Below are 12,152 nucleotides of genomic sequence, written 5' to 3'. Positions count from 1 at the left end.
TTTCGCGTCTGCTCGCGCCAGGTAGGGGGCCACAGGGCAAGATGAGCACATGCGGATCGGAGTTCTCACAGGCGGTGGTGACTGTCCCGGCCTGAACGCTGTCATTCGGGCGGTGGTGCGCACCTGCGACGCCCGCTACGGCTCGTCGGTGGTCGGATTCCAGGACGGATGGCGCGGGCTGCTGGAGAACCGGCGGATGCAACTGCGCAACGACGATCGCAATGACCGATTGCTGGCCAAGGGCGGAACGATGCTGGGGACGGCACGCGTGAACCCCGCCAAACTGCGGGCCGGACTCGATCAGGTCAAGCAGACCCTCGACGACAACGGCATCGACGTCCTGATCCCGATCGGCGGCGAGGGCACCCTGACGGCGGCGCACTGGCTCTCGGAGGAGAACGTGCCGGTGGTCGGGGTTCCGAAGACCATCGACAACGACATCGACTGCACGGACGTGACTTTCGGCCACGACACCGCCCTGACGGTGGCCACCGACGCGATCGACCGCCTGCACAGCACCGCCGAATCCCATCAGCGCGTCATGCTGGTCGAGGTCATGGGCCGCCATGCCGGCTGGATTGCGCTCAACGCGGGCCTGGCCTCCGGCGCACATATGACGCTGATCCCCGAACAGCCCTTCGACGTCGAGGAGGTGTGCCGGCTCGTCAAGCGCCGTTTCCAGCGTGGAGACTCGCACTTCATCTGCGTGGTCGCCGAAGGGGCCAAGCCCGTCGCCGGCTCGATTGCGCTACGGGAGGGCGGACTGGACGAGTTCGGCCATGAGAAGTTCACCGGTGTGGCCGCTCAGCTCGGAGCCGAGGTGGAAAAGCGCATCAACAAGGACGTCCGGGTGACGGTGCTGGGGCATGTCCAGCGCGGCGGATCCCCGACCGCCTACGACCGGGTGCTGGCCACCCGGTTCGGCGTCAACGCTGCCGACGCGGCGCACGCGGGCGAGTACGGGCAGATGGTGTCGCTGCGCGGGCAGGACATCGGGCGGGTGCCGCTGGCCGACGCCGTTCGCCAGCTCAAGCTGGTCCCCGAGAGCCGCTACGACGACGCGGCCGCTTTCTTCGGCTGAGGAGTTGGCTCAGCGGTCGTCCAGCCTTCACCTTTTGGCAGGTTTTTCGTTTTTAAGAATCGGCTATACGTCGAGTATGAACAACCGCGGTCCGTATCGCGGAGTCCTTGAGCGGCCCGTTTCGCCGGCCCGGACGCAGGGCAGTCCGGTTCAGCGCTGGCGGGTGGCCCCCGATGACAGTGGAGCCACCACGGTGCCCCAACCGCTCCGTTCAGACGGCACACCCCAGGCCCCATCCCAAGCCCCAGCCCAGGCTCCAGCCCAGGCCCCGGCCCGACAAAGCCGCAGCTCACCGCCCTCTGCTTCGGTAGCGGCGTCGAATCCCGCGGTGCCCGTGGTGCGCCCGTCGCCCCGCGGGCCGGTACCGGGCGGCATTGCGCTGGACGCGATCGAACCCGAAGCGCCGGCGCGGCGGAACTGGCGGGACACGGTGCAGCGCTACACCGGCCTGGATCTGGGGCAGGGCCGGGAAGCGGCCTACGAGAGTGCCCTGTGCGATCAGATCCGCACCCCGGTAGGCGGTGCGCACTGCATCGCCGTCGTGAACCTCAAGGGCGGTGTCGGCAAGACAGCGGTCGTCGAGTCGCTCGGCTCGACCTTCGCCAGTATCCGCTCCGACCGCGTCATCGCCGTCGACACCGACGCCGGCGACCTGTCGGACCGGCATGGCCGCCGCCACCCGCTGAGCCTGGCCGACCTGCTCACCGACAGGTCGGTGGCACGCTACGCCGATGTGCGGGCGCACACGTACATGAACAGTTCGGGCCTGGAAGTGCTGGGACCCCCGGACTACGCCACCAGTCACTGGGACATCAGTCGTCAGGATTTCGTCAAGGCGTTCTCGATCCTGCGGAGCCACTACTCGCTGGTGCTGGTGGACTGCCCCAAGACGCTGAAGTCCGGCGTGATGGAGGCGGTGCTGCCGGAGTCCCGGGCGCTCGTGGTGGTCACCAGCACGTCGATCGATGCCGTTCAGAAGACGCATATCGCGCTGGAATGGTTGCGCAGCAACGGGTATCGGAAGTTGCTCGAGTCGACGGTGCTGGTCGTCAACCACATCGAGCGGACCAAGCCCAGCACCTTGGCCGCCAAAGGAATCGACGACCTGTCGGCGTATGTCGCAGCCACGGTGGCGCTCCCGTTCGACCGGCACGTGCACCAGGGCACGGAGATCGGGCTGGACCGGTTGAGCAGGGAAAGCCGGCGCTGCTACCTGGAGATGGCGGCCGCGGTGGCCCGCACGTTCCCGCAACGGCCGTCCTGAGAGGGGCCGCACCAGCACCACTAGGATCGATGCCTATGACGGTAGCTGGGGCTGACCTGCTCGAATACGACGAGGTCATCGAACGATTTGATCCGGTGCTGGGGCTCGAAGTCCATGTCGAGCTGTCCACCGCCACCAAGATGTTCTGCGGCTGCACCAACACGTTCGGCGGCGAACCCAACACCCAGGTGTGCCCGGTATGCCTGGGGCTACCCGGTTCGCTCCCGGTGCTCAACCAGGTCGCGGTCGAGTCGGCGATCCGGATCGGTCTGGCGCTGAACTGCGAGATCGTCGAGTGGTGCCGGTTCGCGCGGAAGAACTACTTCTACCCGGACATGCCGAAGAACTACCAGATCTCCCAGTACGACGAGCCGATCGCCATCAACGGATATCTCGAGGCGCCGCTGGAGGACGGCACCACCTGGCGGGTGGAGATCGAGCGCGCCCACATGGAGGAGGACACGGGCAAGCTCACCCATATCGGCAGTGAGACGGGGCGAATCCACGGCGCGACCACGTCGTTGATCGACTACAACCGGGCCGGGGTGCCGCTGATCGAGATCGTCACCAAGCCCATCGTGGGCGCCGGCGAGCGGGCCCCGCAGATCGCGCGGGCCTACGTGACCGCGCTGCGGGACCTGTTGCGCGCGCTGGACGTGTCCGACGTGCGGATGGACCAGGGCTCGATGCGCTGCGACGCGAACGTGTCGCTGATGCCCAAGGGCGCAGGCGAATTCGGCACCCGCACCGAGACCAAGAACGTCAACTCGCTCAAGAGCGTCGAGGTCGCGGTCCGATACGAAATGCAGCGCCAGGCAGCGGTTTTGGTTTCTGGTGGCTCGATTGTCCAGGAGACCAGGCATTTCCACGAGTCCGGTTACACCAGTCCCGGCCGGGCGAAGGAAACCGCTCAGGACTACCGCTATTTCCCGGAGCCGGACCTCGAGCCCGTCGCGCCGAGCCGCGAGCTCGTGGAGCGGCTGCGCCAGAGCATCCCCGAGCTTCCGTGGCTGAGCCGCAAGAGGATTCAGCAGGAGTGGGGTTTCTCCGACGAAGTGATGCGCGACCTCGTCAACGCCGGTGCGGTCGAATTGATCGCCGAAACCGTCAAGAACGGAGCGGCCAGCAAAGACGCTCGCTCGTGGTGGGGAAACTTCTTGCTGCAGAAGGCGAACGAGGCCGGTATAAGCCTGGACGAACTGGCCATCAGCCCGGCACAGGTCGCGGAGGTGATCGCCCTGGTGGACCAGGGCAAGCTGTCCAACAAGCTGGCGCGTGAGGTCGTCGAAGGCGTGCTGGCCGGAGAGGGCGAGCCGGAAGCGGTGATGACGGCGCGTGGCCTGGCGCTGGTGCGCGACGATTCGCTCACCCAGGCCGCGGTTGACGAGGCGCTGGCGGCCAATCCTGATGTGGCAGAGAAGATTCGGGGCGGCAAGGTGGCTGCGGCCGGCGCGATCGTGGGTGCGGTCATGAAAGCCACCCGCGGGCAGGCCGACGCGGCGCGGGTGCGTGAGCTGGTGCTGGCGGCCTGCGGGCAGTCCTGACGCGCCTTGCTTAGGACTTGGTAGGAAATCGGGCGGAAAGAGCCCGCGGCGGCTCCGGCGGACCCATCATGGTGGAGTGATCGGTGAACCGTTCGACGACCTGATGTCGATGCTGGACTCTCCGGTGTTCGTGGTGACCACCGCGGCCGATGGTGTTCCGTCGGGCTGCCTGGTCGCCTTCGGCACCCAGACCAGCGTGCAGCCCCCCAGCTTCATGGTCGGCCTGCCGTTCAGCAGTGGCACCCATGAGGTCGGCAGCCGGTCGGAGTACCTGGCGGTGCACGTGCTGCCGCGCGGTCAGCACGTGCTGGCCGAGTTGTTCGGCAACTGCCCGGACGACCCGTTCACGCACTGCTCCTGGCGCGCCGGGCCCCTGGGAATGCCGATCCTCGACGACGCCGCAGCCTGGTTCGTCGGCCGGACGGTGAGCCGCAGCCCCGTCGCCGACCATGTGGCCTATCTATTGGAGCCCGTCGCCACCTGGGCTCCGGAAAGCGCCGACGAGCTGTTGTACCTGTCCGACCTCGACGACGACTACGAACCGGGTCAGGAGGCGCCGCAGCGGCTGTACAGCGGGGAGCGCAGCGAGGCGAAACCGAAGTACGGCATGAGGTTCACCCTCGACGCACCCTTCTGAGGCCCCGAGCAGCCTGTTTCGTCCGGCGAGCAGACGTGAACTCGCCCTGGAACGCGCGCTCCATGGACATTTTGTGTCTGCTCGCTTGGAAGCGCCGCTACATCTTGTCGTCGTTGTTGCGCGGGAATCCACCGCCCTGCGGGAACAGCGGGAACACCACGTCGTCGAGCTTCTCGGCATCACCTGCGGTCTTGTTCACCGTCGCGCCCCAGACGTTTCCGTCCGGTGACATCCGCAGCGCCCAGGCGTGCGCGTGAGTGTCTTTGCGGACCACATCCGGCTCCCCGGTCACCGCTCCCGTCTTCGGGGCCAGCCGCACCGCCACCGTCAGCTTGGTGTTGATCAGGTTGACCAGGACCGTGCCGTCCATGGCCGCGCACCCGGCGACGCCGGGCTTGTCCGGCCACGTCCACACGGTGGAGACCTCAGATTTCTTCGTGATGCGCTGCAACCGGTCGGCGCCCGGCGTGCGGTCCGCGACGTACAGCGATCCGTCGACGGGATCGATGCACATGCCCCCGCCCGAGCCGACGCCCGACAACGCCGTCGTCGGCGGCGCCTGGCCCAGGGTGGTGGGCTGCTCGATACGCAGCACCTTGCCGGCCAGTGACCTCGGGTCGGCCGCCATGGCGGGGTTGCCGGCGTCGCCGGTCATCACCACCAGGGTGGTGGGGGTGGTGAAGATCAGCGCACCGGTATTGCCGGTGGCGCCTTTGGGGATTCCGGTCAGGATGTCTTTGGGGACGTCGCCTTCGGCGATGCGGATGACGCGGTTGTCGGTGGGGGTGCTGATGTAGGCGTACATCAGCCGGTCCTGGGAGAACGTGGGCGACAGCACGATGTCCATCAGGCCGCCGTCGCCGGACGGGTCGACCGGGATGACCATCTTGACCTTGGGTTCGGCGCTGACGGAGATTTCCTTGACGGCGCCGGTGGTCCGCTCGGCCACCAGCGCGGTCTTGCTGTCGACGCCCATGATCAGGCCGCTGGTGCTTTCCAGGCACCCCTGCATCACCCCTGGTGCCGGGCACGCCTTCGGAAAGGGCGTCGGCGGCAACGGCGGCGGCGGGGGAGGCGTGGAGCTGGGTTGCGGCTTCAGCTCCGGGTTGGTCGTGAACGGCTGCGACTGGGCGTCGTTGAACCGTGCGCAGCCGCTCGACACCAGCACCGCCGCACACAGCGCAGCCAGCGCGCACCGAACCGACCGCCTTATCCGCATGACCGACAGGCTACGGAATCGGCGAGGAGGGCCGCCACCTGCCGCCGAGTCCGCGGCGTGTTACCGCAACGATGCGCGCTCGTCGAAGGGCTAGCTGCACGCGCATTCCGTCGGCTGCGCAGCAAAGTGCACGAGGAGATCGAAGCGATCACACGCTCGATCGCCGACACGGCTGTGCGGGGGGTGGCGCTGGCGGGCAGGGCCGGAGCCGGTAAGTCACGCCTGGCTCGTGGGGTCATCGCGGCAGTCGCGGCGGCCGGGTGGACGGTCCGAAGCGTGGCCGCGACGGGGCTGCCGAAATGCCGCCGTTTCGCCGATATCGGGTCGGTTCAGGGGTCTACCGGAACATTTCAGTGGCCGAACTGCGGATTTAACGGGCCAAAGCGCCGCTCAAATCCCAGCTTCAGGCGCAATTGCCCTTACCCTGACACGAGTGACCAGTTCGAATGAATCGCATTGGCAGCGGCCGGACAGTCCCGCAGTGCCAACTTCCAGCCGTCCCGCCTCGGCAAGCCTGGTCGACCCCGAAGACGACCTGACTCCGGCCGGATACTCGGGCAACTTCGCCAACACCGGAACCACCACGATCATCCCGCCTTACGAACCGCATACGGGCGGCTCGTCCTACAACTTGGCGGACGCCCAGGAGCCGCTGCCGTACGTGCAGCCGCAGCCGACCAGCCGGCAGATTCCGGCCGCTCCCGCAGCCGTCGACTTCGACGAGGAAGACGAGCGGTTGCGCGCCGCCGGGCGGCGCGGCACCCAGAACTTCGGGCTGCTGGTACTGCGGGTCGGGCTCGGTGCGGTGCTGATCGCGCACGGGCTGCAGAAACTGTTCGGTTGGTGGGGCGGATCCGGGGTTAACGGGTTCCGGAACTCGCTGTCTGAGATCGGCTTTAACCACGCCGATGTCCTGGCCTACGTCAGTGCCGGGGGTGAGATCGTCGCGGGCGTACTGCTGGTGCTGGGGCTGTTCACCCCGATCGCCGCAGCCGGCGCGCTGGCTTTCTTGATCAACGGTCTGCTGGCCTCGGCCTCGGCACGGCCTCGCACCCACACCTTCACGTACTTCCTGCCGGACGGCCACGAATACCAGCTCAGCCTGATCGTCATGGCGGTCGCTGTCATCCTGGCCGGGCCCGGTCGTTACGGCCTGGACGCGGGACGGGGCTGGGCGCACCGGCCGTTCATCGGCTCGTTCGTTGCGTTGCTGGCCGGTATCGCCGCCGGGATCTGCGTCTGGGTGCTGCTCAATGGAGTGAACCCGCTGGCCTGACGGGCGGCCGGTGGTGACCCGCGGCGCCCGGCGCGCCGGGCTTGCGATCACCGCTGGGCTTGATGGCGGTGACCCGCGGCGCCCGGCTTCGCCGGGCTTGCGATCACCGCTGGGCACATCATCGATAGGGGTTGGGCACCCGCCCCGAGCTGGCCTCGGTGAGTTGCGGCAGGGTCGCGAAGGTCACTGCGGGTAAGCGCAGTTCGGAGCCGTTTTTCAGGTGCGCGCGGGCCCAGTTACCCCGATGGAACCGCAACCCGTCGATGTCTTCCCAGGCCACCGTCTGGCTGCCCAGCAGCGTTCGCGCCGTCACTCCCCGGTCGTCGGCAACCGTCCGGAACCGGATGATCAACGCGGACAACAACACCGGAATCACCAGGATCGGTGCGCTGAGCGGGAAGGCCGTCACCGGAACCAGCAGGCACAGGGTCAGAAACCCGACGGCGATATGCGCCATCGGCGACAGTTTGATGACGACGGGTGACTCGGTAACCACCCTCGCATCATTGCACCGACCGGATTCCTGCGGTCGGCGTGTTGACCCTGCGCTGAGGGTGAGGCACCTGGGCGTGTCGCCGCCCACAACGCAGAGTCAACGCTCTCAGCGGACCGGATTTGACGGTTGAGCAGTGCGAAGGCTACCGTCGAGCATTATGCAGTCTGGAATGCTCGTAGTAATTAGTCGGCGCGTTGGTGCCTGACTAGCTCTATCGAGCACCAACGCAGCCCTCGTACAGCAGCCCAGCTGGCGGGGGTTTTTTCTTGCCCCGAGACGCCACAGCCGAAAAATACCGAAGAGGAAACCGTGAGCGCACCCACCAAGCCACCGGCTCCGGCCGCGACGCCCGCTTCACAAGAGGCCGCCGAAATCGCCTCGGATGCCGGGAAGGCAGCCGCCAAGCCGGCCACTGGCCAACCGAAACGCATTGCCCCGCACCAACTTACCGGCGCGCAGGCGGTCATCCGGTCGCTGGAGGCGCTCGGCGTCGACATCATCTTCGGCATCCCGGGCGGCGCGGTACTGCCGGTGTATGACCCGCTGTTCGACTCCCAGCAGCTGCGCCACGTCCTGGTGCGCCACGAGCAGGGCGCCGGTCACGCGGCCAGCGGCTACGCGCATGCCACCGGCCGGGTCGGCGTGTGCATGGCGACCTCGGGCCCCGGCGCCACCAACCTGGTGACCCCGCTCGCCGACGCGCAGATGGACTCCATCCCGGTGGTCGCGATCACCGGACAGGTCGGACGGCAGCTGATCGGGACCGACGCCTTCCAGGAGGCCGACATCTCCGGCATCACGATGCCGATCACCAAGCACAACTTCCTGGTCCGCACGGGCGACGAGATCCCCCAGGTGATTGCCGAGGCCTTCCACATCGCGGCATCCGGGCGCCCCGGCGCGGTTCTCGTCGACATCCCCAAGGACGTCCTGCAGGGCCAGTGCACCTTCAGCTGGCCACCGCGCATGGAGCTGCCCGGCTACAAGCCGAACACCAAGCCGCACAACCGGCAGATCCGGGAGGCCGCCAAGCTGATCGCGGCCGCGAGGAAGCCGGTGCTCTACGTCGGTGGCGGCATCATCCGCGGCGAGGCGACCCAGGAGCTCCTGCAACTGGCCGAACTCACCGGCATCCCGGTGGTGACGACGCTGATGGCGCGGGGTGCGTTCCCGGACAGCCACCGGTTGAACATGGGTATGCCCGGCATGCACGGCACGGTGGGCGCGGTGGCGGCCCTGCAACGCAGCGACCTGCTGATCGCGCTGGGCACCCGCTTCGACGACCGGGTGACCGGCAAGCTCGAATCCTTCGCTCCTGAGGCCAAAGTCATTCATGCCGACATCGACCCGGCCGAGATCGGCAAGAACCGGCACGCCGACGTGCCGATCGTGGGCGACGTCAAGAATGTCATCACCGACTTGATCGAGATGCTGCGACATTACGACACACCCGGCAACCTCGACATGACCGAGTGGTGGGAGTACTTGGAGGGTGTCCGCAAGACCTACCCGCTGAGCTACGACCCGCAGAGCGACGGCAGCCTGGGACCGGAATTCGTGATCGAGAAGCTGGGCCAGATCGCCGGCCCGGACGCCATCTACGTCGCCGGCGTCGGCCAGCACCAGATGTGGGCCGCGCAGTTCATCAAGTACGAAAAGCCGCGCACCTGGCTGAATTCCGGCGGTCTGGGCACGATGGGCTTCGCCATCCCGGCGGCCATGGGCGCCAAGATTGCGCTGCCGGATACCGAGGTGTGGGCGATCGACGGCGACGGCTGCTTCCAGATGACCAACCAGGAACTGGCCACCTGCGCCATCGAGGGCATCCCGATCAAGGTGGCTCTGATCAACAACGGCAACCTCGGCATGGTGCGCCAATGGCAGACCCTGTTCTACGAGGAGCGCTACTCGCAGACCGACCTGGCCACCCACTCGCACCGCATCCCGGATTTCGTGAAGCTGGCCGAGGCGCTGGGGTGTGTCGGAATGCGTTGCGAGCGTGAAGAAGACGTGGAAGAGATGATCAACCGGGCACGCGAGATCAACGACCGCCCAGTGGTGATCGACTTCATCGTCGGCGCCGACGCGCAGGTCTGGCCGATGGTCGCCGCGGGCACCAGCAACGACGAGATCCAGGCCGCGCGCGGCATCCGCCCCCTGTTCGACGACATCACCGAAGGGCACGCCTGATGACGAGCGGTTCGCCTAAGACGCACACACTTTCGGTTCTGGTCGAGGATAAGCCGGGTGTGCTCGCCCGCGTGGCGGCACTGTTCTCCCGGCGCGGGTTCAACATCGAATCCCTGGCGGTCGGTGCCACCGAGCAGAAGGACATGTCTCGGATGACCATCGTGGTCTCCGCCGAGGCGACGCCGCTCGAGCAGATCACCAAGCAGCTCAACAAGCTGATCAACGTGATCAAGATCGTCGAGCAGGACGTCGACAACTCGGTGGACCGGGAACTGGCGCTGATCAAGGTGCGCGCCGACGCCGGTACCCGCAGCCAGGTCATCGAAGCCGTGAATCTGTTCCGCGCGAACGTGATTGACGTGTCGCCGGAGTCGCTGACGGTGGAGGCCACCGGCAACCGCGGCAAGCTGGAGGCCCTGCTGCGAGTATTGGAGCCGTTCGGCATCCGCGAGATCGTGCAATCGGGTGTGGTGTCGATGGCCCGCGGGCCGCGTGGCATCGGCACCGCCAAATAGTTTTTCGCTGCTAAACAAGAAGGAGTAATACCCGTGCCGCAGGCATTAGAGATGTTCTACGACGACGACGCAGATCTGTCGATCATCCAGGGCCGCAAGGTCGGCGTGATCGGTTACGGCAGCCAGGGCCACGCCCACTCGCTGAGCCTGCGTGACTCCGGCGTCGAAGTCCGGGTGGGACTGAAAGAGGGCTCGAAGTCCCGGGCTAAGGTCGAGGAGCAGGGCCTGACCGTCGACACCCCGGCCGAGGTGGCCAAGTGGGCCGACGTGATCATGCTGCTCGCGCCAGACACCGCGCAGGCCGAGATCTTCACCAACGACATCGAGCCCAACCTGAAGGCCGGCGACGCGCTGTTCTTTGGCCACGGCCTCAACATTCACTTCGGCCTGATCAAGCCCCCTGCCGACGTCACCATCGCAATGGTGGCGCCCAAGGGGCCCGGCCACCTGGTGCGCCGTCAGTTCGTCGACGGCAAGGGTGTGCCCGCGCTGATCGCCGTCGAGCAGGACCCGACCGGCAACGGCCAGGCACTGGCCCTGTCCTACGCCAAGGCGATCGGCGGCACGCGCGCCGGCGTCATCAAGACCACCTTCAAGGACGAGACCGAGACCGACCTGTTCGGTGAGCAGGCCGTGTTGTGTGGTGGCACTGAGGAATTGGTGAAGACCGGCTTCGACGTAATGGTCGAGGCGGGCTACCCGCCGGAGATGGCGTACTTCGAGGTGCTGCACGAGCTCAAGCTGATCGTCGACCTGATGTACGAGGGTGGCATCGCCCGGATGAACTACTCGGTGTCCGACACCGCGGAATTCGGCGGCTACCTGTCCGGCCCGCGCGTCATCGACGCCGGCACCAAGGAGCGGATGCGGGAGATCCTGCGCGACATCCAGAATGGCGACTTCGTCAAGAAGCTGGTGGCCAACGTCGAGGGCGGCAACAAGCAGCTCGAGCAGTTGCGCAAGGAGAACGCCGAGCACCCGATCGAGGTCACCGGTAAGAAGCTGCGTGACCTGATGAGCTGGGTCGACCGGCCGATCACCGAGACCGCCTAATAGGCCGAGCAGACGCAAAATCCCCTTGGAACGCGCGTTCCAAGGGGATTTTGCGTCTCTTCGCGCGGGGCTTCGGCGAGCTGGCCACCGGCGTTCGCCCAGATTGCACCTACGCACACGTTCCGCGGCGTGTCGTGTGCGTAGGTTCAGTGTCGCGCTGGGATCAGGCGAGGCGACCGGCGGTCTGAACCACCCGCCGCGCCAGATGATCCAGCGCGTCGCCCGTGGCTGAGTCGAACTCGCTGATGTTGTCGTGCGTCGAAACCAGGCTCGCGCCATACGGATTGCCGTCGACGAACTTCAGCGGGTCGGTGTACCCGGGTGGCACGATGATGCCGCCGAAGTGCATGAGCGTGACGTAGAGCGTCAATAGCGTGGTCTCCTGGCCCCCGTGCAGGGTGTTCGACGAGGTGAACCCGGCGTATACCTTGTCGGCGAGTTTGCCTGCGGCCCATAGCCCGCCGAGCCCGTCCAGGAAGTCACGGAGCTGCGAGGCGACCGAGCCGAACCGGGTGGGGGAGCCGAAGATCACCGCGTCGGCCCACTCGATGTCCTCACCGGTGGCAGCCGGAAGATCCTTGGTTGCTTCGTAATTCGCCGTCCAGGCCGGATTGTGAGCGAACGACGCCGGGTCGCGGGTTTCAGCGACATGCCGGATCCGGACTTCGGCGCCCGCGGCTTCGGCTGCCGCAGCGACGCGCTGCGCCATCGAGGTGCCGTGCCCGGTCGCGGAGTAGTAGATGATCGCGAGTTTGGTCATGATGCCAGCCTAGGTGTGGCTATGTGTGAGGTGTTGGTTCGCGCGAGTATGCAAGAGACGTAAAGCGGATGGTCCTGGCGAATCCAGCGAAATGTTCCCTACCGGACCTGGTGCGCG

At 66.7% G+C, this 12,152-nt stretch carries 11 protein-coding genes; 8 read left to right on the top strand and 3 right to left on the bottom strand.

Annotation, left to right across the window (positions count from 1 at the left end; all coding sequences use genetic code 11):
- Positions 1–49: 49 nt before the first annotated feature.
- The 4 genes from QXH22_RS04175 to QXH22_RS04160 all read left to right on the top strand — a co-directional run bounded on the left by QXH22_RS04175 (position 50) and on the right by QXH22_RS04160 (position 4,526).
- Positions 50–1,081: an ATP-dependent 6-phosphofructokinase gene (locus QXH22_RS04175; protein ID WP_055576467.1), complete on the top strand. Its 1,032-nt coding sequence runs from the start codon at positions 50–52 to the stop codon at positions 1,079–1,081.
- Between the two features lie 328 nt (positions 1,082–1,409).
- Positions 1,410–2,345 (top strand): MinD/ParA family protein, encoded by a 936-nt coding sequence (locus QXH22_RS04170; protein WP_371934151.1) that lies wholly within the window; start codon positions 1,410–1,412, stop codon positions 2,343–2,345.
- 35 nt (positions 2,346–2,380) lie between these two features.
- On the top strand, positions 2,381–3,889 hold the full coding sequence (gatB, locus tag QXH22_RS04165) for an Asp-tRNA(Asn)/Glu-tRNA(Gln) amidotransferase subunit GatB (protein WP_306241485.1): 1,509 nt from the start codon (positions 2,381–2,383) through the stop codon (positions 3,887–3,889).
- Positions 3,890–3,992: 103 nt separating this feature from the next.
- Positions 3,993–4,526, top strand: a complete 534-nt coding sequence (locus QXH22_RS04160) for a flavin reductase family protein (protein ID WP_306244318.1) — start codon at positions 3,993–3,995, stop codon at positions 4,524–4,526.
- A gap of 97 nt (positions 4,527–4,623) precedes the next feature.
- On the opposite strand, the gene QXH22_RS04155 is transcribed toward QXH22_RS04160, so the two are convergent.
- On the bottom strand, positions 4,624–5,745 hold the full coding sequence (locus QXH22_RS04155) for a sorbosone dehydrogenase family protein (protein ID WP_306241484.1): 1,122 nt from the start codon (positions 5,743–5,745) through the stop codon (positions 4,624–4,626).
- A 433-nt stretch (positions 5,746–6,178) separates the two neighbouring features.
- On the opposite strand from QXH22_RS04155, the gene QXH22_RS04150 reads away from it, so the two are divergent.
- Positions 6,179–7,021 (top strand): DoxX family protein, encoded by an 843-nt coding sequence (locus QXH22_RS04150; protein WP_306241483.1) that lies wholly within the window; start codon positions 6,179–6,181, stop codon positions 7,019–7,021.
- A 118-nt stretch (positions 7,022–7,139) separates the two neighbouring features.
- Here QXH22_RS04150 and QXH22_RS04145 read toward each other — a convergent pair whose 3' ends face one another.
- Positions 7,140–7,478, bottom strand: coding sequence for a PH domain-containing protein (locus QXH22_RS04145; protein WP_371934204.1), 339 nt, complete (start codon positions 7,476–7,478; stop codon positions 7,140–7,142).
- Between the two features lie 411 nt (positions 7,479–7,889).
- Here QXH22_RS04145 and QXH22_RS04140 point away from each other — a divergent pair, with 411 nt between their 5' ends.
- From QXH22_RS04140 to ilvC, 3 genes are read left to right on the top strand one after another with little or no spacing between them, the layout of a single operon-like run.
- Positions 7,890–9,707 (top strand): acetolactate synthase large subunit, encoded by a 1,818-nt coding sequence (locus tag QXH22_RS04140; RefSeq protein WP_306275957.1) that lies wholly within the window; start codon positions 7,890–7,892, stop codon positions 9,705–9,707.
- Positions 9,707–10,222 carry an acetolactate synthase small subunit gene (gene ilvN / locus QXH22_RS04135; protein WP_306241481.1) on the top strand — a complete coding sequence of 172 codons (516 nt, stop codon included), beginning with the start codon at positions 9,707–9,709 and terminating at the stop codon, positions 10,220–10,222. Before QXH22_RS04140 ends, ilvN begins: the two co-directional genes overlap by 1 nt.
- 51 nt (positions 10,223–10,273) lie before the next feature.
- On the top strand, positions 10,274–11,275 hold the full coding sequence (gene ilvC, locus QXH22_RS04130; RefSeq protein ID WP_065048084.1) for a ketol-acid reductoisomerase: 1,002 nt from the start codon (positions 10,274–10,276) through the stop codon (positions 11,273–11,275).
- Between the two features lie 163 nt (positions 11,276–11,438).
- Here ilvC and wrbA read toward each other — a convergent pair whose 3' ends face one another.
- Positions 11,439–12,035 carry an NAD(P)H:quinone oxidoreductase gene (gene wrbA, locus QXH22_RS04125; RefSeq protein ID WP_306241480.1) on the bottom strand — a complete coding sequence of 199 codons (597 nt, stop codon included), beginning with the start codon at positions 12,033–12,035 and terminating at the stop codon, positions 11,439–11,441.
- Between the last annotated feature and the right edge of the window lie 117 nt (positions 12,036–12,152).

Origin of the sequence: Mycobacterium sp. TY814, assembly GCF_030755175.1 — a bacterium.
Classification (GTDB): domain Bacteria; phylum Actinomycetota; class Actinomycetes; order Mycobacteriales; family Mycobacteriaceae; genus Mycobacterium.
Note: the sequence above shows the minus strand (reverse complement) of the source record. Positions and strands in the feature narration are given on the sequence as shown.